The organism is Cupriavidus sp. GW823-FHT07B10 (assembly GCF_058794355.1).
This window is the reverse complement of the sequence record NZ_JBXAGS010000001.1, coordinates 573,388-596,774: the sequence shown is the minus strand read 5'-3', so window position 1 is coordinate 596,774 and position 23,387 is coordinate 573,388. Positions and strand designations below refer to the sequence as shown.

Sequence of the window (23,387 nt, the reverse complement as noted above, 5' to 3'; positions counted from 1 at the left end):
CATGCGGCGCCAGGGGGCGGGCGCCGCGGCCATTATTCGGGGAGTCCCGCGGACATCTCTTCCGCTTCGTCGGGCACGAAGGTATAGCCGCGTCCGCGCACGGTCTGGATATAGCGCGGGCGCTGCGCGTCTTCATCGAGCAGCCGGCGCAGGCGCCAGATCTGCACGTCGATGCCGCGGTCGCTGATGCCGCTGGCGCTGCCGTACATCAGCTCGACGATGCGCTCGCGCGACAGCACTTCGAGCGGATGCATCAGCAGCAGCTTGAGCAGCGCGAACTCGGTATCGCTGATCGACAGCGTCTGGCCGGCACGGCTCAGCGTGCGCTGGCGGAAATTGACGCGGAACGGGCCGAAGGCGACCGATTCGCGGTCCTCGGGCGCGGCCGCGGGGCGTGCCAGCTTGCGGCGCAGCACGGCGTTGATGCGCGCCAGCAGCTCGCGCGGCGAGAACGGCTTGCCGAGGTAGTCGTCGGCGCCGATCTCGAGCCCGACGATGCGGTCGATCTCGTCGCTGCGGGCCGTGAGCAGGATTACGGGGATGTCGTCGTTCTTGGCGCGCAGGTTGCGCAGCGCGGTCAGGCCGTCGACCTTGGGCATCATCAGGTCCAGCACGATCAGCGCCGGGCGCTCGCGCTCCAGGCGCGCCTGCAGGCCGTCGCCGTCATGCATCACCGAGACGGCAAAGCCCTGCTGGGTCAGGTACTCGCGCAGCAGGTCGCGAAGTTCGGGATCGTCGTCGACGACGAGGATCTGGGTAGGCTGGTTCGTTCGCATAGGCACATGATAGTCAGCCCCGGCGCCACACATGCCGGTTTGGCCGGGCGGTTTTGTTTCCGGAGGTTACACCCGGGGCGCTGGTAATCCGCTGTAATAAAAGCGCCGGGCGCCGAAATACGGGCGTCCGGGCCCGCACATTATCCTTGCGGCATGACGTGCCACCGGCGCCGCCGCATTGCGCGCCACACGGCACTTGCCGGCCTGCCGGCCACCCGCGGCGTGCCCCTCCACGCGGCGGGCCGGCGCCCGTGGCGTTGCGGCATACTGCTGCATCGTCACTTGCCAGACCGAACATTGCAGGCGCGCCGCGCGCGCCGCCCCCAGGATTTGCGGACATGTCCAACCCCGAACAAGGCCAGCCTACCCCCTCCCCGACCCCGTCTTCGCCTGCGCCCGAGGGCACTCCGCCGCGGCGCACCGGCCGGCGCCGGCTGACCGCCGGCGTGCTGGTGCTGCTGCTCGCGGGGGGCGCCTGGTACTGGTACGCCCATCGCGGCCAGGCGCCGCAGGAGACGGCCGGGGCTGCAGGCGCGCAGCGGGGCGCCAGCGGCCCGGGCGCGCGGGGTGGCGCCGGCGGCCCCGGCATGCCGCGCTCTCCCGTGGTGGTCGCCACCGTGGCCAAGCGCGATATGGATGTGGTGCTCAACGGCCTGGGCAACGTGACCCCGGTGTCCAACGTCACCGTGCGCGCGCAGGTGTCCGGCCCGCTGCTCAAGGTGCTGTTCAAGGAAGGCCAGATGGTCAAGGCCGGCGACGTGCTGGCCGAGATCGACCCGCGCCCGTTCCAGGCGGCGCTGGACCAGGCCGTGGGCCAGCTCGCGCGCGACCAGGCACTGCTGCAGAACGCCAGGCTCGACCAGCAGCGCTACCGCACCCTGCTGGGCCAGGACTCGATCTCCAAGCAGCAGGTCGATACCCAGGACGCGCTGGTGCGCCAGTACGAGGGCGTGGTCAAGACCGACCAGGGCAATGTCGCCAACGCGCGCCTGCAGCTGGGCTATACCAGGATCGTCGCGCCGGTGTCGGGCCGCATCGGCCTGCGCCAGGTCGACCCCGGCAATATCGTCAATACCAGCGACACCAACGGCATCGCGCTGATCACGCAGATCCAGCCCATCGCCGTGATGTACACCATCCCCGAGGACAACCTGCCCTCGGTGCTGAAGAAGCTCAACGCCGGCGAAGAACTTCCGGTGCAGGCGTGGGACCGCCAGGTGCGCAACCAGCTCGGCGAAGGCACGCTGCTGACCACCGACAACCAGATCGACGCCACCACCGGCACGGTCAAGCTCAAGGCGGTCTTCCCCAACGCCGACGGCATGCTGTTCCCCAACCAGTTCGTCAACGTGCGCACGCGCGTCGATACGCTCAGGGACGCCACCGTGATCCCCGTGGCGGCGATCCAGCGCGGCCAGCAGGGTACCTTCGTCTACACCGTGGATGACAGCAGCAAGGTCAAGGTGCAGGTGGTCACGCTGGGCCCGGGCGACGGCAGCCGCAATGCCGTGCTCAAGGGCCTGGAGCCCGGCCAGCGCGTGGTGGTGGACGGCGCCGACCGCCTCAAGGAAGGCATGACGGTGGAGGCCGTCGACCCGGCCGCGCGCGCCGCCGCGGTGGTGCCGGCCAGCCAGCCGCGCGGGCGCGGCCGCCGCAACCGGGACGGCGGCGGTGCCAGCGGCGCGCACGCCGACGCCAGCGGGGCCGCGGCCCCCGGCGCGGCCGGCGAACATCGCCGCCACCGCCAGGCCGGCGCCAGCGCCCCGCCCGCCGGCGGCGCGCAGCAGTAAGGACAGCGCATGAACCCCTCACGCCTCTTCATCGAGCGCCCGGTCGCCACGGCGCTGCTGATGCTGGCCATCTTGCTGTCCGGGCTGGTGGCGTACCGGCTGCTGCCGCTGTCGGCGCTGCCCGAGGTCGACTACCCGACCATCCAGGTCACTACGCTCTATCCTGGCGCCAGCCCGGACGTGATGACCTCGTCGGTGACCGCGCCGCTGGAGCGGCAGTTCGGCCAGATGCCGGGCCTGAAGCAGATGTCGTCGTCCTCGTCGGGCGGCGCTTCGGTGATCACGCTGCAGTTCGAGCTGACGCTGCCGCTGGACGTGGCCGAGCAGGAGGTGCAGGCCGCCATCAACGCCGGCAGCAACCTGCTGCCATCCGACCTGCCGATGCCGCCGGTCTACAGCAAGGTCAACCCGGCCGACGCGCCGATCATGACCATCGCCATGACCTCGGACACCATGCCGCTGCCCAGGCTGCAGGACATGGTCGACACGCGCGTGGCACAGAAGATCTCGCAGATCCAGGGCGTGGGCCTGGTCACCATCAGCGGCGGCCAGCGCCCCGCGGTGCGCATCCAGGCCAACCCGGCCGCGCTGGCTTCGCTGGGCATGTCGATCGACGACCTGCGCACCGCCATTGGCGCATCCAACGTCAACGGCGCCAAGGGCAGCTTCGACGGCCCCGCGCGCGCCTCCACCATCGACGCCAACGACCAGCTGCGCTCGGCCGACGAATACCGCCAGATCATCCTGGGCTACAGGAACGGCGCGCCGATCCGCATCACCGACGTGGCCGAGATCGTCGACGGCCCCGAGAACAGCCGCCTGGCCGCCTGGGCCAACGACAAGCCCGCGATCGTGCTGAATATCCAGCGCCAGCCCGGTGCCAACGTGATCGAAGTGGTGGACCGCATCAAGGCGCTGCTGCCGCAACTGCAGAATGCGCTGCCGGCCTCGGTCCACGTGCAGCTGCTGACCGACCGCACCACCACCATCCGCGCCTCGGTCGAGGACGTGCAGTTCGAGCTGCTGCTGGCGATCGCGCTGGTGGTGCTGGTGATCTTCCTGCTCCTGCGCAATATACCGGCCACCATCATCCCGGGCGTGGCGGTGCCGCTGTCGCTGGTGGGCACCTTCGGCGTGATGTACCTGGCCGGCTTCTCGATCAACAACCTGACGCTGATGGCACTGACGATAGCCACCGGCTTCGTGGTCGATGATGCGATCGTGATGATCGAGAACATCATGCGCTACATCGAGAAGGGCGATTCGCCGATGGCGGCGGCGCTCAAGGGCTCGAAACAAATCGGCTTCACCATCATCTCGCTGACCTTCTCGCTGGTGGCGGTGCTGATCCCGCTGCTGTTCATGGGCGACGTGGTCGGGCGCCTGTTCCGGGAATTCGCGATCACGCTGGCGGTGTCGATCCTGATCTCGGCAGTGGTATCGCTGACGCTCACGCCGATGATGTGCGCGCGCCTGCTGCACCATGTGCCGGAAGAGAAGCTGTCGCGCTTTCACCGCGCCAGCGGCCGCTTCTTCGACAACGTGATCGAGCGCTACGGCCGTGCGCTGGAGTGGGTGCTCGATCGTCAGAAAGCGACGCTGGTCGTGGCCGTGGCCACGCTGGTGCTGACCGGACTGCTGTATCTGCTGGTGCCAAAGGGCTTCTTCCCGGTGCAGGACACCGGCGTGATCCAGGGCATCACCGAGGCCGCCCAGACCACCTCGTTCGACGCCATGGCGCGCCGGCAGCAGGCCGTGGCCAAGGTGGTGATGCAGGACCCGGCAGTGGCAAGCCTGTCGTCGTTCATCGGCGTGGATGGCACCAACACCACGCTCAACGCCGGGCGCATGCTGATCAACCTCAAGCCCAAGGGCGAGCGCGACCCCATCGACGTGGTCACGCAGCGCCTGCAGCAGGCCGTGCACGAACTGGGCGGCGTGTCGCTGTACACGCAGCCGGTGCAGGACCTGACCATCGAGGACAAGGTCTCGCGCACGCAGTACCAGTTCACCGTCGAGGACCCCGATCCCGCCACGCTGGCCGCGTGGGTGCCGAAGCTGGTGGAACGCCTGCGCCAGGAACCCGAGTTGCGCGACGTCACCAGCGACCAGCAGAACAACGGCCTGCGCGCCTATGTCGATATCGACCGCGACGCCGCGGCGCGCTTCGGCATCACCACCGCGGTGATCGACAGCGCGCTGTACAGCGCCTTCGGCCAGCGGCTGGTGTCGACCATCTTCACGCAGTCGAGCCAGTACCGCGTGGTGCTGGAGACCATGCCGGAATTCCGCAAGAATCCGCAGTCGCTGGCCGACCTGCGCCTGCCCTCCTCTTCCGGCGGCCAGGTGCCGCTGGGCGCGTTCGCGCGCATCACCGAACGCACCGGCCCGCTGGTGATCAACCACCAGGGCCAGTTCCCGGCGGCGACGATCTCGTTCAACCTGGCGCCGGGCGAATCGCTGGGCGCCGCGGTCGACAAGATCATCAGGGTCGAGCAGGAGCTGGGCCTGCCGATCTCGATGCAGACCAGCTTCCAGGGCGCCGCGCTGGCCTTCCGCGCGTCGCTGTCGAACACGCTGTGGCTGATCCTGGCCGCGGTGGTGACGATGTATATCGTGCTGGGCGTGCTGTATGAAAGCACCATCCACCCGGTCACCATCCTGTCGACGCTGCCATCGGCGGGCGTCGGCGCGCTGCTGGCGCTGCTGTTGGCGGGGCAGGACCTGGGCATCATTGCGATCATCGGCATCATCCTGCTGATCGGCATCGTCAAGAAGAACGCGATCATGATGATCGACTTCGCGCTCGAGGCAGAGCGCGAGGGCGGCATGAAACCACGCGATGCGATCTTCCAGGCCTGCCTGCTGCGTTTCCGCCCGATCCTGATGACCACCATGGCGGCCCTGCTGGCGGCGCTGCCGCTGATGCTGGGTTCCGGCATCGGCAGCGAACTGCGCCGGCCGCTGGGCGTGACCATGGTGGGCGGCCTGCTGGTCAGCCAGGTGCTGACGCTGTTCACCACGCCGGTGATCTACCTGGCGTTCGACCGCGTGGCCACGCGCGTGAAAGGCTGGCGCAAGCGGCGCTTCGGTGATCCGGAGGAAGGCGGCACGGGCGAGGAGCCGGTGTAACGATGAATCTCTCGGCTGCCTTCATCCACCGCCCCGTCGCGACCGCGCTGCTGACGCTCGGCATCCTGCTGGCGGGGCTGGCCGCGCTGCGGCTGCTGCCGGTGTCGCCGCTGCCGCAGGTGGACTTCCCGACCATCTCGGTATCGGCGTCGCTGCCAGGCGCGAGTCCTGAAACGATGGCCGCCACCGTGGCGACGCCGCTCGAGCGCGCGCTCGGCACCATTGCCGGCGTGACCGAGATCACTTCGAGCAGTTCGCTCGGCTCCACCCGGGTGACGCTGCAGTTCGACCTGTCGCGCAATATCGACGGCGCCGCGCGCGACGTGCAGGCGGCCATCAACGCCTCGCGCGCGACACTGCCGACCAGCCTGCCCAACAACCCGACCTACCGCAAGGTCAACCCGGCCGATGCGCCGATCATGATCATCGCGCTGACCTCGCCGACCATGACGCGCGGGCAGTTGTACGACGCGGCCTCGACCATCCTGGCGCAGAAGCTGTCGCAGGTCGATGGCGTGGGCCAGGTCACCATCGGCGGGGCCTCGCTGCCGGCCGTGCGGGTCGAGCTGAACCCGACCGCGCTGAACAACTACGGCATCTCGCTGGAGGATGTGCGCAACACCATCAGCGCGACCAACGCCAACCGGCCGCTGGGCACGCTGGAGAACGCCGCCAGCAACTGGCAGGTCTACGCCAACGACCAGGCGATGAAGGCGGAAGACTACATGCCGCTGATCATCCGCTTTGCCACGCCGGGAACCTTCTCGTCGACGTCGGCGGGCGCGCTGATTGCCAGCACCGCCAACGCCGCCGCCAGCGGCGGCGTCAGCACCAAGGTGGTCAACGGCGTGACCGTGACCACGCTGACCACCAGCAGCGGCACCACCACCATCACCAGCGGCGCCACCGGAGGCACCAGTGCCACCAGCGGCCCCAACTCGTTCGCGGTGCCGGTGCGGCTGCGCGACGTGGCCAATGTGGTCGACTCGGTGCAGGACATCCGCAACGCCGGCTCGGCCAACGGCAAGCCGTCGGTGCTGCTGGTGCTGAACCGCTCGCCCGGCGCCAACATCATCGAGACCGTCGACCGCGTCAACGAGATGCTGCCGCAGCTGCAAAAGATGATCCCCGCGGCAATCTCGATGGACGTGATGATGGACCGCACGCCCACCATCCGCGCCTCGCTGCGCGAGGTCGAGAACACGCTGATGATCTCGGTGGCGCTGGTGATCATGGTGGTGTTCGTGTTCCTGCGCAATGTGCGCGCCACCCTTATCCCCAGCGTGGCGGTGCCGGTGTCGCTGATCGGCACGTTCTCGGTGATGTACCTGGCCGGGTTCTCGCTGAACAACCTGTCGCTGATGGCGCTGACCATCGCCACCGGCTTTGTGGTCGACGATGCCATCGTGGTGCTGGAGAACATCTCGCGCCACATCGAGGAAGGCATGAAGCCGCTTGCCGCGGCACTGCGCGGGGCGCGCGAAGTGGGTTTCACGGTGCTGTCGATGAGCCTGTCGCTGATCGCGGTATTCATCCCGCTGCTGATGATGGGCGGCATCGTCGGCCGGCTGTTCCAGGAATTCGCGATTACGCTGTCGGTGGCGATCCTGGTGTCGCTGGTGGTGTCGCTGACCACCACGCCGATGATGTGCGCACGGATGCTGCGCCCGCCCGAGCCGGAGAAGCAGGGCCGCTTCTTCCGTGCCACCGAGCGCATGTTCCAGTGGCTGCACGACGGCTATGCGCGCTCGCTGTCCACGGCGCTGCGCCTGAGTCCGCTGGTGTGGCTGGTGCTGATCGCCACCATCGCACTCAACGTGTACCTGTACGTGATCGTTCCCAAGGGCTTCTTCCCACAGCAGGACACGGGCCGGCTGATCGGCTTTATCCGCGCCGACCAGGCCACCTCGTTCCAGGCCATGCGCGGCAAGCTCGACAATTTCATCAAGATCGTCCAGTCCGACCCCGCCGTGGTCAACGTGACCGGCTTTACCGGCGGTTCCCAGCGCAATACCGGGCAGATGTTCGTCACGCTCAAGCCGCTGTCGGAGCGCAACGAATCGGCCGACGCCATCATCGCGCGGCTGCGCGGCAAGCTGTCCAAGGAGCCGGGCGCGAGCCTGTTCCTGCAGTCGGTGCAGGATATCCGCATCGGCGGGCGGCAGAGCAGCTCGCAGTACCAGTTCACGCTGCAGTCGGACGACCTGGAAGTGCTGCGCGCGTGGGAGCCCAAGGTGCGCGCCGCGTTGTCGAACCTGAAGGGGCTGGAGGATATCGACACCGATACCAACGACAAGGGCCTGCAGACCTCGGTGATCATCGACCGCGACGCGGCCTCGCGCCTGGGCGTGACCGCGCAGCAGGTGGATGCGGTGCTCAACGATGCCTTCGGCCAGCGGCTGGTGTCCACCATCTACCATCCGCTGAACCAGTACCGCGTGGTGATGGAGCTGAGCCAGGAATACCTGCAAGGGCCCGATGCGCTCAAGGACATCTACGTGGTCACCGGCAACGGCAACCGCGTGCCGCTGGCGGCGTTCGCGCGCGTGACCCCGTCCAGCACGCCGCTGGGCGTGAACCACCAGGGCCAGTTCGCGGCCTCGACGATCTCGTTCAACCTGGCCGAGGGCACTTCGCTGTCGCAGGCGACCGACGCGATCACGCGCGAGATGGCGCGCATCGGCGTGCCGGAGACGCTGCGCGCCAACTTCCAGGGCGGCGCCAAGGCGTTCCAGGATTCGCTCAAGAGTCAGCCGATCCTGATCCTGGCGGCGCTGATCACGATCTACATCGTGCTGGGCGTGCTGTATGAAAGCTATGTGCATCCGCTGACGATCCTGTCGACGCTGCCCTCCGCCGGCGTGGGCGCGCTGCTGGCGCTGCTGGCATCGAAGACCGACTTCAGCATCATCGCGCTGATCGGCGTGATCCTGCTGATCGGCATCGTGAAAAAGAACGCGATCATGATGATCGACTTCGCCATCGATGCCGAACGGCGCGACGGCCTGTCGCCGCGCGACGCGATCTACCGCGCCTGCCTGCTGCGCTTCCGCCCGATCCTGATGACCACCATGGCCGCGCTGCTGGGCGCGGTGCCGCTGGCAATCGGCCGCGGCGACGGCGCCGAACTGCGCGCGCCGCTGGGCATCTCCATTGTCGGCGGGCTGGTGGTAAGCCAGCTGCTGACGCTGTACACCACGCCGGTGGTCTACCTGACGCTGGACCGCTGGCGCCTGAAGGTCAAGGCCTGGCGCCAGCGCCGCCGTGGTGCCGGCACGCCTGACCAGCCGGCCGCCGTCTAGATTTGCGAAGACTCGACATGACAGTTCTTTCCCGCCTCCTGACCCATGCCCTGCCGGTGTCGCTGGCCTGCGCGCTGCTGCTGGCCGGCTGCGCCGTCGGCCCCGACTACCAGCGCCCCGACGCGCCGGTTTCCGCATCCTTCAAGGAAGCCGATGCCGCCACCCCCGCCTGGACCGGCGACTGGAAGCCCGCCGAGCCGCAGGATGCGCTGGCACGCGCCGACTGGTGGACCGTGTTCGGCGATGCGCAGCTCGACGCGCTGATGTCCGAGGTGCAGATCTCGAACCAGAACATCAAGGCCGCCGAGGCGCAGTACCGCCAGGCGGTGGCGTCGCTGCAGGCCGCGCGCGCCGGCTTCTTCCCGACCGTCGACGCACAGGCCGGCGCCTCGCGCGCGCGCGGCGCCAGCGGCAGCACGCTCAACGGGCAGAGCGCGACCCTGGGCGCAACCTGGGAAATCGACGTCTGGGGCCGCGTGCGGCGCCAGGTGGAAAGCAGCGAGGCCAGCGCGCAAGCCAGCCAGGCCGACCTGGCCTCGACGCTGCTGTCGACGCAGGCAACGCTGGCGCAGAGCTACTTCCTGCTGCGCGTGGCCGATGCGCAGAAGGCCCTGCTGGACCGCACCGTGGCCGACTACCAGAAGTCGCTGCAGCTGGTGCAGAACCAGTATGCGGCGGGCACCGCGCAGCGCTCGGACGTGCTGCAGTCCGAGACCCAGCTCAAGAGCGCGCAGGCGCAGCAGATCGACATCCAGATCACGCGCGCGCAGCTGGAGCACGCCATCGCGGTGCTGGTGGGCAAGCCGCCCGCGGCGCTGACGCTGGCCGCCGACGACTTCCGCACCGCGCTGCCGCGCGTGCCGGCCGCGGTGCCGTCGCAACTGCTGGAACGCCGCCCAGACATCGGCGCGGCCGAGCGCCGCATGGCCTCGGCCAATGCGCAGATCGGCGTGGCGCAGGCGGCCTACTATCCGACCCTGTCGCTGTCGGCCAGCGGCGGCCTGACCGCCAGCACGCTGGCGCGCTGGATGTCGCTGCCGGACCGGATCTGGTCGATCGGCGGCGGCCTGGCCGGCACGCTGTTCGACGGCGGGCTGCGCAGCGCGGCCAAGGCGCAGGCGGTGGCGGCCTACGACCAGACCGTGGCCAACTACCGCCAGACCGTGCTGGGCGCGTTCCAGGAAGTCGAGGACAACCTCGCCGCGCAACGGCTGCTGGAACAGGAAGCGGTGGTGCAGAACGACGCGCTGCGCTCGGCGCGCGAGGCGCTGGTGCTGGTGAACAACCGCTACCGCGCCGGCACCGCTGGCCTGCTCGACGTGCTGACGGCGCAGACCAGCGCCTATACCGCCGAGCGCACCGCGCTGTCGATCGCCGGCCGCCAGTACACGGCGGCGGTGGTACTGATCAAGGCGCTGGGCGGCGGCTGGCATGCGCCCGGTGCGGAGGCTGCGCCGGCACAGGCCGGTTCGAACCAGGCCGTCAGCCAGCGCTAGCCGCAGGCGCGCGCGGCAGCGGCTGTTGGCAGATGCGCTCGCGCAGCCAGGTGGCAGCCTTGCCCAGCGGCCGCTGCTTGTGCCAGACCAGCTCCATCGCCACCGGCCAGTCCTGCTGCTGGAATGCCAGCGGCGGCGTCACCAGCTGCGCCGCGGCCGGCGAATTGGCCACCACGTGCCACGGCACGAAGGCCCAGCCCAGCCCGCGCTTGACCAGCTCCACGATCACCCACTGGCTTTCCACCCACCACACGTCCGCGGCCACGCGCAGGCGCATCTTCTCTTCGCTGTCTGAGCGGGTGGCGACCATCAGCTGGCGATAGCGCTTCAGTTCCTCCCAGTCCACACGCTGGCCGGCCAGCGGATGCTCGGGCGCGCACAGGATCTGCATCGGCACCCAGCCCAGCGCATGGAAGCCCAGCGCCGGTGGCAGCACCTCCTGCCGCCACATGATGCCGAGGTCGGCGCCGCCCTCCAGGACCAGCCGGCTGACGTCCTCCATCAGCGGAAACAGCAACTCAAGCTCCACCGCCGGGAAGCGGCTGGAGAACTCTTCCAGCAGCATGCCCAGCGTCTCTTCCGGATAGAGCTCGTCCACCGCCAGCACCAGCCGCGTCTCCACGCCCTCGCCCAGGCTCTTGGCCACGCCGCGGAAGTGCTCGCAGCGCTCCAGGATCACGCGCGCCTCGGCCAGCAGCCGCTCGCCCGCGGGGGTCAGTACCGGGTAACGGGCGGAGCGGTCGAACAGCGCGTTGCCGGCGTCGATTTCCAGGTTGGACACCGCCGCGCTGACCACCGACTGCGCCTTGCCCAGCCGGCGCGCGGCGGCCGAGAACGAACCGGTGTCAGCCGCCGCGACGAATGCCTGCAATTGCTCGATGGAGAGGCTCATAAATAACTTTCCATGCTTATCTATCTGTTTTACAGATAGTATCCAACTTGGCAATCCCTACCCAGCAGATAGACTAGCTCCCATCGCGTTTGACACGCAAGGAGAACAACGATGCGCAAGACCTGGGACCGGATTCGCCACGCCGTCGGCTTCGAGGTGGTCGGCCTGCTGATTTTCGCGCCGCTGGCCAGCTGGGCCTTCGGCTATGAACTGCACGAGATGGGCGTGATCGGAGCGGTCGCCTCGCTGATCGCCACCGGCTGGAACTACCTGTACAACGTGCTGTTCGACAAGGGCATGCTGCGTTTCACCGGCCAGCTGCGCAAGTCGGTGCCGGTGCGCGTGCTGCACGCCGTGCTGTTCGAGCTGGGCCTGCTGGTGGTGTTCCTGCCGTCGGTGGCCTGGTACCTGGACATCAGCCTGGTCGATGCGCTCATCATGGACCTCGCCGTGGCCGGCTTCTACATGGTCTACGCGCTGGTGTACAACTGGCTGTACGACATCGTCTTCCCGGTGCCTTCACTGCAGGCACAAGCCAAGCCGGAAGGCGCCGCGCTCGGCTGAGCGCGGGTTTTTCCCGACCCCGGAGGCGTCACTCCGGGGTCTTCCCCATCTTGTCGCATCCGGTCGAATTGTTATACTCCATAACAAATCCAATTCGACCGGAGGCAGCGCGCCCGCGCTTGCGTACCGGCGCATCCTGCACGCGGGGGAGACACCATGAAGATCGCAATCGCCGGTGGCGGCATCGGCGGACTGACGCTGGCGCTGCTATGCCACCGCCACGGCATCGAGGCCGAGGTCTGGGAGGCCAGCGAAACGCTGCGCCCGCTGGGCGTGGGCATCAACCTGCTGCCGCACGCCGTGCGTATCCTGTCCGAGCTGGGACTGCGCGACGCGCTGGCGGATATCGCCATCGAGACCTCGTCGCTCTCGTACTACAACAAGCGCGGCCAGCGCATCTGGCATGAGCCGCGCGGGCTGGCGGCCGGCTACGACTGGCCGCAATTCTCGATCCATCGCGGCGAATTCCAGATGCTGTTGCACCGTACCGTGGTGGAGCGCCTGGGCGCCGGCGCCGTGCATACCGGCCATAGCTTCGAGACCGTGCTGGACACCGGCGCGGGCGGACAGGCGCGCTTTGGCCTGCGCCGCCGCAGCGACAATGCCGAGGTCGAGGCCAGCGCCGATGTGCTGGTCGGCGCCGACGGCATCCACTCGGCGGTGCGCCGCCATTTCTACCCCACCGGCGACCTGCCGCGCTTTTCGCGCCGCCTGCTGTGGCGTGCGGTCACCGAGGCGTCGCCCTACCTGGACGGCTGCTCGATGTTCATGGCCGGGCACCAGGACCAGAAGTTCGTGGCCTATCCGATCTCGGAACCGCTGCGCCGCCAGGGCCGCTCGCTGGTCAACTGGATCGCCGAGCTGCGCGTGCCCGACAGCGTGCCCGACACCCCGCCGCGCAGCGACTGGAACAAGCAGGTCGACAAATCCGTGTTCTGCGCCGCGTTTGCCGACTGGCGGTGGGACTGGATCGACATCCCCGCGCTGATCGACGGTGCCGAGGCGATCTACGAATTCCCGATGGTCGACAAGGACCCGCTGCCGCGCTGGACCTTCGACCGCGTCACGCTGCTGGGCGACGCCGCGCACCCGATGTACCCGATCGGCTCGAACGGCAGCGCCCAGGCGATCCTGGACGCGCGCTACCTGCTCGACAGCCTGCTCGGCACGCCCGACACCGGCTACGGGCTGCGCGAATACGAGGCCGAGCGCCTGCCGCGCACCGCCGGAATCGTGCTGCGCAACCGCATGAACGGGCCCGAGCAGGTGATGCAGCTGGCCGAGGAACGCGCGCCGCAGGGCTTTGCCGACATCGACCAGGTGATCCCGCGCGCGGAACTGGAGGCGATCTCGCTGCGGTACAAGCAGCTGGCGGGATTCGACCGGCAGTCGATGCAGGGCAAGCGGTAGGATCCGGCAGGTTTGACAATGCAGAACAAGACCATCGAGAGAGGAGACACCATGGCGCCCCTGACCACCACCAAGCTGGCCCGCCTCGCACTGGCCGCGGCCCTCGCCTTCAGCGCCGGCAGTGCGCTGGCCGACATCACCGTCGGCGTCAGCCTGTCCACCACCGGCCCGTCGGCGTCGCTGGGTATCCCGCAGAAGAACTCGCTGGCCTACCTGCCGCAGAAGGTCGGCGGCGAGGCGGTACGCTACATCGTGCTGGACGATGCCTCGGACCCCACCCAGGGCGCCAAGGTGGCGCGCCGCTTTGTCTCCGAGGACAAGGTCGACATCATCCTGGGCTCGTCCGCGGTGGCGCCGTCGATCGCCATTGCCGAGGTGGCCGATGAGGCCCAGACCGTGCAGCTGGCGTTCTCGCCGATCGAACTCAAGCCCGGGCGCGGTGGCTGGACCTTCCGGCTGGCTCAGCCGGTGCGGCTGATGGCCAATGCCGTGGCCGCCACCGCCAAGACCAACGGCGTCAAGACCATCGGCTTTATCGGCTTTGCCGATGCCTACGGCGAGACCTGGCTGAAGGACTTCACCGCCGCCGCCAGCGCCAACGGCATCCGCCTGATCGCCACCGAGCGCTACGGCCGCGCCGATACCAGCGTGACCGCGCAGGCCATCAAGCTGATTGCCGCCAAACCCGACGCCATTTTGATCGCCGGCGCCGGCACCGGCGCCGCGCTGCCGCACACCACGCTGCGCGAGCGCGGCTACGGCGGCACCATCTACCACACCCATGGCGCGGCCACCAAGGACCTGATCCGCATCGGCGGGCGCATGGTCAATGGCGCGATCCTGCCGGCCGGGCCGGTGATCGTGCCGGAGCAGTTGCCCGCGGGCGACCCGGTGCGCAAGCCGGGGCTGGACTACGTCACCCGCTATGAGAAGCAATACGGGGCCGACAGCCGCACGCAGTTCGGCGCCCACGCCTACGACGCCGGGCTGGTGCTGGAGCGCATCGTGCCGGTGGCGCTCAGGCACGCCAGGCCGGGAACGCCGGCATTCCGCCAGGCGCTGCGGCAGGCACTGGAGACCGAGCGCGACATCGTGGTCTCGCACGGCGTGCTGAATTACAGTGGGCAAGACCACTATGGCTTCGACCAGCGCGGGCGGGTTATGCTGACCATCGACAACGGCAACTGGAAACTGCTGAAATGAATCCCGACGCATCCGGCACACCGCCCGCCGCACCCCCGCGCCCGCGCAGCACCACCGCCGCGTCCGCGCGGCGTAAGGCGCGAGACCCGCTTGCGCCGGATCCGGCCGCAAGCGGCGGTGCCGATGCCGGTTTCGACCCGCATGTGCCGAACATCGACTATGGCGTGCTCGACAATCTGATCGGCTACGCCATCCGCCGCGCGCAGATCCGCATCTATGAAGATTTCGTGCTGTCGCTGGCGCAATGGCAGATCACGCCGCCGCGCTTTTCGGCGCTGATCATCATCTCGCGCAACCCGCACCTGAAGCTGACCGAACTGGCGCAGATCCTCGGCATCGCGCGCTCGGGGGCGGTGCTGCTGGTCGACGCGCTGGAAGAGATGAACCTGGTGGCACGCCGCCCGGCAGCCGGCGATCGCCGCGCCTACAGCCTGGTGCTGACGGCAGCCGGCCGCCGCACGCTGGAAGCCGCCACGCAGGCGGTGGTGGCGCACGACGCGCACGTCGGCTCGGCGCTGAGCGAGGCCGAGCAGGCCACGCTGAAGTCGCTGCTGGCTCGGCTGGCGCCGCCGCGCGCCGGCTGAGGGCAGTCGGCAAGACTGTCATCCGCCGGCCTGCGGCCATGCGTTAACATGGCCGCCATGCCAAGAACAATCGCCGCGCCTACTGCATTGCGACCCGGCACCCTGCTGCGCCGCCTGTCGCCACTGCTCTCGCCCATCCTTGCCGCCGTGCTGCTGGCCGGCGGTCCCGCGCTCACCCCGGCGCAAGCCAAGGCGCCCGCCAAGACGGTCAAGGCGGCAAAAGCGGCGAAGGCCGCCACCGCCGCAAAAACCGCTGCCGATCCCGCACTGGTGAGCGCCGGCGTGCCGGCCCCGGTGGCCGCGGCGCTGCGCCGAGCCGGCGTGCCGGCGTCGGCCGCCAGCTTCTACGTGGTCAGGCTGGGCGCGGGCACCGCCCGCGCCAGCTGGAATGCGCAGCAGCCGATGAACCCGGCCTCGACCATGAAACTGGTCACCACCTTTGCCGGGCTGCAGCTGCTGGGGCCCGACTACCGCTGGCAGACCTCGCTCTATGCCGACGCCCAGCCCGGCTTCGACGGCACCGTCAACGGCAACGTCTACCTGCGCGGCCACGGCGATCCCAAGCTGGTGCCCGAGGAAATGGCCAAGCTGGTGGCGAAGGCGCGCGCCGGGGGCGCTACCGGCATCAACGGCGACCTGGTGCTGGACCGCAGCTACTTTGCCGATGGCCTGGACGGCAACGGCACCATCGACGGCGAAGTGCAGCGCGCCTACAACGTCGGCCCCGATGCGCTGCTGTATGCGTTCAAGACACTGTCATTCACGCTGACGCCGGACCCGGCCAGCCAGACCGTGGCAGTCAGCGTCACGCCCGAGCTGGCGCAGCTCAAGCTGGACAACCGGCTCACGCTGACCAACGGCCGCTGCGGCGACTGGCAGTCCAGCGCCAGCCCGAGCGTGCTGCCGCAGGCGGACGGCACCGTGCTGGCGTCGTTCTCGGGCGACTATGCCAGCGACTGCGGCGAGCACGTACTCAATATCGCCACGCTGTCGCATGCGGAGTTCACATGGGGCGGCTTCGTCGCCGAATGGCAGCGCGCCGGCGGACGCTTTGCCCATATGCCCGCGCTGCGCAGCGGCAAGGTGCCGCGCGGCGCGGTGCTGCTGGCGCGCCACTACGGCCTGCCGCTGGCAGACATCGTGCGCGACATCAACAAGTTCTCGAACAACGTGATGGCACGCCAGCTGTTCCTGACCATCGGCGCAGAAATGGACCGCGGCGGCCCGGCCAGCACCGGGCGCTCGATCCGCGTGGTGCAGCGCTGGCTGGCGCGCCAGGGGCTGGACATGCCCGGCCTGGTGCTGGACAACGGCTCGGGCCTGTCGCGCGAGGAACGCATCAGCGCCTATGACATGGCGCGCCTGCTGCAGCAGGCCGCGGCCAGCAACGTGGGGCCGGTGCTGATCGATTCGCTGCCGGTGCTGGGCGTCGACGGCACGCTGCGCAACCGCCTGACGCGCGCCAACGCGGCCGGCAACGGCTACCTGAAGACCGGCACGCTGGCCGACGTGCGCGCGCTGGCCGGCTATGTGGATGCTGCCGACGGCGGCCGCTACGTGGTGGTCAGCATGATCAACCATCCCAATGCCGCGCAGGCGCTGGAAGCACACGACGCCTTGCTGCAATGGGTGTACCGCGGCGCACCCTGAGTCCGCGCCGGGCAGGCCGCGGCGCGGCGCCGTGGCCTGGCGCCAACGCCGCGGCCGCATTTTGTTAAGCGGACGCTTACCAGCGTCCGATCCGCCCCTATAATGCCAGGGTGCCGGCCGCGTCCTGCGGCGGCAGCCTTCCGGGCCGGCCCTCGGCCCCGGGCCTGCATTGCCCCCTCGCCCTCTGACATGACTTCCCGACAACCCCCGGTGTGGTTGCGCCTCTGGCATCGCTTCGCACCCGCCGAACGCGCCGGCTTTATCGACGGCGCGCGCTACTTTGCCCCGTCCCTGCCCGCGGTCTTCTCCTGGGGCCTGGTGACCGGCGTGGCGATGAGCAAATCCGTAATGACCGTGCCCGAAGCCATCGGCATGTCGCTGCTGGTCTATGCCGGCTCGGCGCAGCTGGCCGTGCTGCCGCTGTTCGCCGCGGGCCTGCCGCTGTGGACCATCTGGCTGACCGCGGCCGTGGTCAACCTGCGCTTTGTGATCTTCAGCGCCGGCATGCAGCCGCACTTCAGCTACATGCCGCTATGGCGGCGCACCATCCTGGGCTCGTTCAACGGCGACCTGCACTTCGTCTACTTCCTGCAGAAGTACAGCACGCCCGGCTACGAGCCCGGCAAGGAAGGCTACTTCTGGGGCATGGCGCTGACCAACTTCTGCATGTGGCAGCTGTCGTCGATCATCGGCATCGTGCTGGCCAGTCTGTTCCCCGACAGCTGGGGCCTGGGGCTGGCCGGCACCATGGCGCTGATCCCGGTGATGATCGCCACCATCAACTCGCGCTCGACGCTGCTGGCAGTGGTGGTGTCGGCGGTGCTGGCGCTGCTTTGCTTCGATTTGCCGTACCGTCTCAGCCTGGTGGTGGCAGTGGTGGGCGCGATTGCCGCCGGCATGGCCAGCGACGACCTGGCCGCGCGCGCGGCACTGCGCGGCATCCGTCGGCGCAAGCCCAAGGCCCCCGAGGTCACCAACGCCGCCGCGCCGGAAACGCCGCCGGGAGACCGCGCATGAGCCATCTTGAAATCTGGATTGCCATCCTTGGCATGGCGGTCGTCACCATCGTCACGCGCGCGCTGTTCCTGATGGCCGGCGAGCATGTCACCGTGCCCGACCGCATCGCGCGGGCGCTGCGCTATGCACCGGCCGCGGCGCTGGCGGCGATCATCCTGCCGGACCTGATGACCTGGCAGGGGCATTTCACGGTGGCGTTCTCCAACGACAAGCTGATGGCGGGGATTGCGGCCACGCTGTTCTACCTGCTGACGCGGAAGATGGTGGGGATGATCGTGGTGGGGATGGCGGTGTATACGGCGCTGAGGCTGCTGGGCGGCTGAATTGGCGGCATCGTGCTTGGCACACGCCGGCCCTCTCCCTGGCTCCTCTCCCGCTTGCGGGAGAGGGGAGCAAACCGGCAGGTTATTTGCACCGCATGAGTCAGGAACCACCGCCTGTGTGCTCCCTCTCCCGCTTGCGGGAGAGGGTTGGGGAGAGGGCCGGAGCTTCAACGAAGTAAAGCCCCCAGGCAAGCCACCGCCCCCTATCCCCCAAACGCCGCCGCTGCCCGCTCCAGCCGATCCCGCACCCCCGCCCAATCCTGCCCTTCAGGCAACACCTCGAACATCAGCTGCGTATAGCCCTGCTTGTCGAGCTTGCGCAGCAAGCGGTAAAGCTCGCGCGCATAGGCCGCCGCATCCGCAGGCGCCTGCACCCAGGTACAGCGCTGGTCCACCAGCGGCGCCCGGCCGACCCACGCCACGCGGGCATCGTCCGGCAGCGAGGCCAGCTGCGCCGAAGCTGCTTGCGCATCGGCCAGCAGCAGCGGTGTGTGCGGCGCGTAGTGAGCCTTGAGCGTGCCTGAAGCCCGCGGCGCGGCCGCGTCGGGCGGCAGCGGGGCCGCGCCCAGTACCTGCGCCATCATCGCCGCGGTGATCGCCCCCGGCCGCAGCAGCACCGGGCCGATGCCCTGGTCCAGCCGCGACAGGTCGACGATGGTCGATTCGATACCGACCTCCACGCCATCGCCTTCCAGCACATAGACCGCATCGCCGAATTCATCGCGCACATGCTGCGCGGTGGTCGGGCTGACCTGGCCGAACTTGTTGGCCGATGGCGCGGCAATGCCGCCGCGGCCGCGCTTGAAGCGCGCCAGCAGCGCCTGCGCCACGGGGTGCGAGGGGCAACGCACGCCGATGCTGTCCTGGCCGCCGGCGACGGCCGGATGGATATGCGCGGCGCGCTTCAGGATCAGCGTCAGCGGGCCGGGCCAGAACGCGTCGATCAGTTGCTGCGCTGCCTCGGGGACCTCGTCGGTCCAGTAGCCGATATCGGCGCCGTCCACCACGTGGACGATCACCGGATGGTTCGACGGCCGGCCCTTGAGCGCGAAGATGCGGGCGACCGCCTCGGGGTTCTCGGCATCCGCACCGAGCCCGTAGACGGTTTCGGTGGGAAAGGCGACCAGTTGCCCGGCCTCGAGCAGGCGGACGGCTTCGTCCAGTTCAGCGGCCGTGGGCATGCGCGGCGACATCGTGTTCCTTGGAGCTATGGCTTCAGAGCGGGATATGCAGCGCCTGCGCGGCGGCGGCAAAGGCGGCGGCGGCCGCTTCCGCATGCTCGCCCACGCAGTTGACGTGGCCCATCTTGCGCGACGGGCGCGCATCGCCCTTGCCGTACAGGTGCAGCTTGGCGCCGGGTTGCGCCACCACCTCGTCCCAGGAAGGCGTGCGCTCCAGGCCGAACTCGAACCACACGTCGCCCAGCAGATTCAGCATCTTGCCGGCCGAGTGCTGGCGCGTGCTGCCCAGCGGCAGCCGCGCCATGGCGCGCACCTGCTGTTCGAACTGGCTGGTCTCGCACGCATCCATGGTGATATGGCCGGAGTTGTGCGGGCGCGGCGCCATCTCGTTGGCGACCAGCGAGCCGTCGGTCAGCACGAAGAACTCGATGCACAGCACGCCGACGTAGCCCATCTCCGTGGCGATGGCAGCCGCTGCGGCACGCGCGCGGTCGGCGATCTCGGGCGACACGCTGGTCGACGGCATCACCGTCGAGAACAGGATGCCGTCGCGGTGCACGTTCTCGGCCAGCGGCCAGGTGGCGGTGGAGCCGTCCGCGGCACGCGCGGCCAGCACCGAGACCTCATAAGCCAGCGGCAGCATCTGCTCCAGCACGCACGGCACATGCTGCATGGCGTTCCAGGCGGCGCGCACGTCGTCGCGCGTCTTCACGCGCGCCTGGCCCTTGCCGTCGTAGCCCATGCGCGCGGTCTTGAGGATGCCGGGCAGCACGTGGTCGGGCAGCTGGTCGACATCGGCATCGTGCTGGATCACCCAGTGCGGGGCCGGCGACACGCCGGTGCGCTCGGCGCACGCGGCAAAGAACTTCTTCTCGCCGATGCGGTTCTGCGCGATCGACACGCAGTAGCCGCGCGGCGCGACAAAGGCGCCCAGCTGCTCGAGCCGGTCCAGCGACAGCGACGGCACGTTCTCGAACTCGGTGCTTACCGCCTGGCACAGCTTGCCCATCTCGGCCAGCGCGGCCTCGTCGGTGTATTGCGCACAGATATGCTTGTCCGCCACCGAACCGGCCGGGCTGTCCTGGTCCGGATCGAGCACGCATACGCGATAGCCCATCGCCTGCGCCGCATGCGTGAACATGCGGCCGAGCTGGCCGCCACCCAGCATGCCGAGCCACGCACCAGGCAGGATGGGCGCGTCGGGACGGTCGACGCCGAACTCGGCGCGCGATTCCGGCGTGTGGGCTTCGGAGAGATAGGGATGGATATCGGTGGGCATTGCTAGGTTCCGTGGGATGTCCGGATGATTACAGCGGCAGCATTACAGTGGCAAAGTCATCGCGCGCGCGGCTTCGGTCTGCTTCGCGCGGAATGCTTCCAGCGCGCCGGCCAGCGCCTCGTCGGTGGTGGCCAGCGTGGCGATCGCGTGCAGCGCGGCATTGGCGGCACCGGCCTCGCCGATGGCGAAGGTGGCCACCGGCACGCCCTTGGGCATCTGCACGATCGACAGCAGCGAATCCTCGCCGCGCAGGTACTTGGACGGCACCGGCACGCCGAACACCGGCACGATGGTCTTGGCGGCGATCATGCCGGGCAGGTGCGCGGCGCCGCCGGCACCGGCGATGATGGCGCGGATGCCGCGGCTGCGCGCGCTCTCGGCAAAGCGGAACATGTCGTCCGCCATGCGGTGCGCGGACACCACCTGGGCTTCGAACGGCACGCCGAAATCCTTCAGCATGGCCACTGCGTGCTGCATCACGTCCCAGTCGGAACTGCTGCCCATCACCACGCCGACCAGCGGCTTGTCTTGCTTGCTCACTTCAGATCCTTGATTGTTTGCTCCCCTCTCCCGCTTGCGGGAGAGGGGCCGGGGGAGAGGGCTGGCGTTTCCCGACGCGTGGCGCCTTGCTAAACCACCCCTCTCCCGCTGAGGGGAGAGGGAGAACACCGTCGGGAAATTGATAACTTACTGCAGTTCTTCGCCCGTCAGGCGCGTCAGCGCTTCACGGTACTTGGCGGCGGTCTTTTCGATCACCTCGTCCGGCAGTTGCGGCGCCGGCGCGGTCTTGGGCCAGGGCTTGCCGTCGATGCGCACGGCTTCCAGCCAGTCGCGCACGAACTGCTTGTCGAACGACGGCGGGTTGGTGCCCACCTGGTACGAATCGGCCGGCCAGAAGCGCGACGAATCGGCGGTCAGGACCTCGTCCATCAGCGTCAGCACGCCATTGTCGTCCAGGCCGAACTCGAACTTGGTATCGGCGATGATGATGCCGCGCGTGGCCGCAAACTCGGCCGCTTCCTTGTACAGGCGGATCGAGATATCGCGCATCTGGCGCGCCAGCGCGATGCCGATGCGGGCCTCGACTTCGGCGAACGAGATGTTCTCGTCGTGCTCGCCCATCTCGGCCTTGGCGGCCGGGGTGAAGATCGGCTCGGGCAGCTTCTGCGCGTTCTGCAGGCCGGCGGGCAGCTCGATCCCGCACACCTTGCCGGTGGCCTGGTAGTCCTTCCAGCCGCTGCCGGCGAGATAGCCGCGCACCACGGCTTCGACCAGGATCGGCCGCAGGCGCTTGACCACCACGGCGCGGCCCTTGACCTGCTCCACTTCCTCCGGCGCGACCACGGTCTCGGGCGCGATGCCGGTCTCGTGGTTCGGCACGATGTGCGCGAGCTTGCGGAACCAGAAGTTCGCCATCTGGTTCAGCACGCGGCCCTTGTCGGGGATCGGCTCGCCCATGATGACGTCGAACGCCGACAGGCGGTCGGTGGTGACGATCAGCAGCTTGTCATTGCCGACGGCATAGTTGTCGCGCACTTTGCCGTGGCCCAGCAGCGGCAGCGAGTTGATGGAGGACTGGTAGAGAGCGTTGGACATGATGGTTCCGATAAAACGGCGAAGCCGCCGGGCGCTGGATGCGTGCCGCGGCGGCCGGAACTGCAATCCGCCTTCCCCTAGCGCGGAAGGCGGACTAGGGACATTTACTGCACGACCTGCGACAGCTTGCCCGCCTTGTACTGCTGCGCGATATCGGTCAGGCCGATCGGCTTGATCTTGCCGGCCTGGCCTTCGCAGCCGAAGGCGATGTAGCGCGCCTTGCACACCTGCTTGGCGGCTTCGCGGGCCGGCTTCAGGTATTCGCGCGGGTCGAACTTGCTCGGGTTCTCGGCGAAGAAGCGGCGGATCGCGCCGGTCATGGCCAGGCGGATGTCGGTGTCGATGTTGATCTTGCGCACGCCGTACTTGATCGCTTCCTGGATTTCCTCGACCGGCACGCCGTAGGTTTCCTTCATGTCGCCGCCGAACTTGCGGATCTCTTCCAGCAGTTCCTGCGGCACCGACGACGAGCCGTGCATCACCAGGTGGGTGTTGGGGATGCGGGCGTGGATTTCCTTGATGCGGCTGATCGCCAGGATGTCGCCGGTGGGCTTGCGCGTGAACTTGTAGGCGCCGTGCGAGGTGCCGATGGCGATGGCCAGGGCGTCCAGCTGGGTGGCCTTGACGAAGTCGGCGGCCTGCTCCGGATCGGTCAGCAGCATGGAGTGGTCCAGCACGCCGACGGCGCCGATGCCGTCTTCTTCGCCGGCTTCACCGGTTTCCAGCGAGCCCAGGCAGCCCAGTTCGCCTTCCACGGTCACGCCGACGGCGTGGGCCAGCTGCACCACCTTGCGGGTGACGTCGATGTTGTACTCGTACTCGGCCGGGGTCTTGCCGTCTTCGCGCAGCGAGCCGTCCATCATCACCGACGAGAAGCCCAGGTCGATCGCGCCCTGGCAGATCGCCGGCGACTGGCCGTGGTCCTGGTGCATCACCACGGGGATGTGCGGGTAGGCTTCGACCGCGGCTTCGATCAGGTGGCGCAGGAAATGCTCACCGGCGTATTTGCGCGCGCCGGCCGAGGCTTGCATGATCACCGGGGCGTTGACCTCGTCGGCCGCCTGCATGATGGCCTGCACTTGCTCGAGGTTGTTCACGTTGAAGGCCGGCAGGCCGTAGCTGTTCTCGGCCGCGTGGTCCAGCAGCTGGCGCATCGATACGAGTGGCATGTCTAACTCCTAAATAAAAATTG

At 68.6% G+C, this 23,387-nt stretch carries 18 protein-coding genes; 11 read left to right on the top strand and 7 right to left on the bottom strand.

Features of this window, described 5'->3' with window-relative positions; all coding sequences use genetic code 11:
* Positions 1 to 32: 32 nt before the first annotated feature.
* Positions 33 to 776 (bottom strand): response regulator, encoded by a 744-nt coding sequence (locus AC1Q6V_RS02900; protein ID WP_010812236.1) that lies wholly within the window; start codon positions 774 to 776, stop codon positions 33 to 35.
* Between the two features lie 338 nt (positions 777 to 1,114).
* Here AC1Q6V_RS02900 and AC1Q6V_RS02895 point away from each other — a divergent pair, with 338 nt between their 5' ends.
* The 4 genes from AC1Q6V_RS02895 to AC1Q6V_RS02880 are packed head-to-tail and all read left to right on the top strand — an operon-like array spanning position 1,115 to position 10,496.
* Positions 1,115 to 2,566 (top strand): MdtA/MuxA family multidrug efflux RND transporter periplasmic adaptor subunit, encoded by a 1,452-nt coding sequence (locus tag AC1Q6V_RS02895; protein WP_439668556.1) that lies wholly within the window; start codon positions 1,115 to 1,117, stop codon positions 2,564 to 2,566.
* Between the two features lie 9 nt (positions 2,567 to 2,575).
* A complete protein-coding gene (locus tag AC1Q6V_RS02890; protein WP_454749314.1) occupies positions 2,576 to 5,698 on the top strand; it encodes an MdtB/MuxB family multidrug efflux RND transporter permease subunit in 3,123 nt (1,040 codons plus the stop codon).
* A gap of 2 nt (positions 5,699 to 5,700) precedes the next feature.
* Positions 5,701 to 9,000, top strand: a complete 3,300-nt coding sequence (locus AC1Q6V_RS02885) for an efflux RND transporter permease subunit (protein WP_454749315.1) — start codon at positions 5,701 to 5,703, stop codon at positions 8,998 to 9,000.
* 17 nt (positions 9,001 to 9,017) lie between these two features.
* Positions 9,018 to 10,496, top strand: a complete 1,479-nt coding sequence (locus AC1Q6V_RS02880; RefSeq protein WP_454749316.1) for an efflux transporter outer membrane subunit — start codon at positions 9,018 to 9,020, stop codon at positions 10,494 to 10,496.
* On the opposite strand, the gene AC1Q6V_RS02875 is transcribed toward AC1Q6V_RS02880, so the two are convergent.
* Complete coding sequence (locus AC1Q6V_RS02875) at positions 10,483 to 11,388, bottom strand: LysR family transcriptional regulator (RefSeq protein ID WP_454749317.1); 906 nt, start codon at positions 11,386 to 11,388, stop codon at positions 10,483 to 10,485. The two genes, AC1Q6V_RS02880 and AC1Q6V_RS02875, sit on opposite strands and share 14 nt — an antisense overlap.
* 111 nt (positions 11,389 to 11,499) lie before the next feature.
* Here AC1Q6V_RS02875 and AC1Q6V_RS02870 point away from each other — a divergent pair, with 111 nt between their 5' ends.
* The 7 genes from AC1Q6V_RS02870 to AC1Q6V_RS02840 all read left to right on the top strand — a co-directional run bounded on the left by AC1Q6V_RS02870 (position 11,500) and on the right by AC1Q6V_RS02840 (position 18,139).
* Positions 11,500 to 11,952: a PACE efflux transporter gene (locus tag AC1Q6V_RS02870; RefSeq protein WP_010812186.1), complete on the top strand. Its 453-nt coding sequence runs from the start codon at positions 11,500 to 11,502 to the stop codon at positions 11,950 to 11,952.
* Between the two features lie 156 nt (positions 11,953 to 12,108).
* A complete protein-coding gene (locus AC1Q6V_RS02865; RefSeq protein ID WP_454749318.1) occupies positions 12,109 to 13,362 on the top strand; it encodes a flavin-dependent oxidoreductase in 1,254 nt (417 codons plus the stop codon).
* 51 nt (positions 13,363 to 13,413) lie between these two features.
* Positions 13,414 to 14,565 (top strand): ABC transporter substrate-binding protein, encoded by a 1,152-nt coding sequence (locus tag AC1Q6V_RS02860; protein WP_454749319.1) that lies wholly within the window; start codon positions 13,414 to 13,416, stop codon positions 14,563 to 14,565.
* Entirely contained in the window at positions 14,562 to 15,149 is a 588-nt protein-coding gene (locus AC1Q6V_RS02855) for a MarR family winged helix-turn-helix transcriptional regulator (RefSeq protein ID WP_010812189.1), read from the top strand. The genes AC1Q6V_RS02860 and AC1Q6V_RS02855 overlap by 4 nt, the downstream gene beginning before the upstream one ends.
* Before the next feature lie 48 nt (positions 15,150 to 15,197).
* Entirely contained in the window at positions 15,198 to 16,799 is a 1,602-nt protein-coding gene (gene dacB, locus AC1Q6V_RS02850; RefSeq protein ID WP_439671278.1) for a D-alanyl-D-alanine carboxypeptidase/D-alanyl-D-alanine endopeptidase, read from the top strand.
* Between the two features lie 189 nt (positions 16,800 to 16,988).
* Complete coding sequence (locus tag AC1Q6V_RS02845) at positions 16,989 to 17,816, top strand: AzlC family ABC transporter permease (RefSeq protein ID WP_041687155.1); 828 nt, start codon at positions 16,989 to 16,991, stop codon at positions 17,814 to 17,816.
* On the top strand, positions 17,813 to 18,139 hold the full coding sequence (locus AC1Q6V_RS02840) for an AzlD domain-containing protein (protein WP_011614584.1): 327 nt from the start codon (positions 17,813 to 17,815) through the stop codon (positions 18,137 to 18,139). The genes AC1Q6V_RS02845 and AC1Q6V_RS02840 overlap by 4 nt, the downstream gene beginning before the upstream one ends.
* Positions 18,140 to 18,342: 203 nt before the next feature.
* On the opposite strand, the gene AC1Q6V_RS02835 is transcribed toward AC1Q6V_RS02840, so the two are convergent.
* The 5 genes from AC1Q6V_RS02835 to fba all read right to left on the bottom strand — a co-directional run bounded on the left by AC1Q6V_RS02835 (position 18,343) and on the right by fba (position 23,364).
* The gene (locus tag AC1Q6V_RS02835; RefSeq protein WP_010812193.1) at positions 18,343 to 19,332 is read right to left on the bottom strand and encodes an L-threonylcarbamoyladenylate synthase; all 990 of its coding nucleotides are present in this window, start codon (positions 19,330 to 19,332) and stop codon (positions 18,343 to 18,345) included.
* Between the two features lie 22 nt (positions 19,333 to 19,354).
* Entirely contained in the window at positions 19,355 to 20,599 is a 1,245-nt protein-coding gene (locus AC1Q6V_RS02830) for a 5-(carboxyamino)imidazole ribonucleotide synthase (protein WP_010812194.1), read from the bottom strand.
* A 42-nt stretch (positions 20,600 to 20,641) separates the two neighbouring features.
* Positions 20,642 to 21,139 carry a 5-(carboxyamino)imidazole ribonucleotide mutase gene (gene purE / locus AC1Q6V_RS02825; RefSeq protein WP_454749320.1) on the bottom strand — a complete coding sequence of 166 codons (498 nt, stop codon included), beginning with the start codon at positions 21,137 to 21,139 and terminating at the stop codon, positions 20,642 to 20,644.
* A gap of 147 nt (positions 21,140 to 21,286) precedes the next feature.
* Positions 21,287 to 22,195: a phosphoribosylaminoimidazolesuccinocarboxamide synthase gene (locus AC1Q6V_RS02820; protein WP_010812196.1), complete on the bottom strand. Its 909-nt coding sequence runs from the start codon at positions 22,193 to 22,195 to the stop codon at positions 21,287 to 21,289.
* Positions 22,196 to 22,299: 104 nt separating this feature from the next.
* Positions 22,300 to 23,364: a class II fructose-bisphosphate aldolase gene (gene fba / locus AC1Q6V_RS02815; RefSeq protein ID WP_010812197.1), complete on the bottom strand. Its 1,065-nt coding sequence runs from the start codon at positions 23,362 to 23,364 to the stop codon at positions 22,300 to 22,302.
* Between the last annotated feature and the right edge of the window lie 23 nt (positions 23,365 to 23,387).

Coding starts and splice junctions, on each gene's coding strand:
- AC1Q6V_RS02900 (WP_010812236.1), bottom strand. CDS start 776: ATGCGAACGAACCAGCCTACCCAGATCCTCGTCGTCGACGACGATCCC.
- AC1Q6V_RS02895 (WP_439668556.1), top strand. CDS start 1,115: ATGTCCAACCCCGAACAAGGCCAGCCTACCCCCTCCCCGACCCCGTCT.
- AC1Q6V_RS02890 (WP_454749314.1), top strand. CDS start 2,576: ATGAACCCCTCACGCCTCTTCATCGAGCGCCCGGTCGCCACGGCGCTG.
- AC1Q6V_RS02885 (WP_454749315.1), top strand. CDS start 5,701: ATGAATCTCTCGGCTGCCTTCATCCACCGCCCCGTCGCGACCGCGCTG.
- AC1Q6V_RS02880 (WP_454749316.1), top strand. CDS start 9,018: ATGACAGTTCTTTCCCGCCTCCTGACCCATGCCCTGCCGGTGTCGCTG.
- AC1Q6V_RS02875 (WP_454749317.1), bottom strand. CDS start 11,388: ATGAGCCTCTCCATCGAGCAATTGCAGGCATTCGTCGCGGCGGCTGAC.
- AC1Q6V_RS02870 (WP_010812186.1), top strand. CDS start 11,500: ATGCGCAAGACCTGGGACCGGATTCGCCACGCCGTCGGCTTCGAGGTG.
- AC1Q6V_RS02865 (WP_454749318.1), top strand. CDS start 12,109: ATGAAGATCGCAATCGCCGGTGGCGGCATCGGCGGACTGACGCTGGCG.
- AC1Q6V_RS02860 (WP_454749319.1), top strand. CDS start 13,414: ATGGCGCCCCTGACCACCACCAAGCTGGCCCGCCTCGCACTGGCCGCG.
- AC1Q6V_RS02855 (WP_010812189.1), top strand. CDS start 14,562: ATGAATCCCGACGCATCCGGCACACCGCCCGCCGCACCCCCGCGCCCG.
- dacB (WP_439671278.1), top strand. CDS start 15,198: ATGGCCGCCATGCCAAGAACAATCGCCGCGCCTACTGCATTGCGACCC.
- AC1Q6V_RS02845 (WP_041687155.1), top strand. CDS start 16,989: ATGACTTCCCGACAACCCCCGGTGTGGTTGCGCCTCTGGCATCGCTTC.
- AC1Q6V_RS02840 (WP_011614584.1), top strand. CDS start 17,813: ATGAGCCATCTTGAAATCTGGATTGCCATCCTTGGCATGGCGGTCGTC.
- AC1Q6V_RS02835 (WP_010812193.1), bottom strand. CDS start 19,332: ATGTCGCCGCGCATGCCCACGGCCGCTGAACTGGACGAAGCCGTCCGC.
- AC1Q6V_RS02830 (WP_010812194.1), bottom strand. CDS start 20,599: ATGCCCACCGATATCCATCCCTATCTCTCCGAAGCCCACACGCCGGAA.
- AC1Q6V_RS02820 (WP_010812196.1), bottom strand. CDS start 22,195: ATGTCCAACGCTCTCTACCAGTCCTCCATCAACTCGCTGCCGCTGCTG.
- fba (WP_010812197.1), bottom strand. CDS start 23,364: ATGCCACTCGTATCGATGCGCCAGCTGCTGGACCACGCGGCCGAGAAC.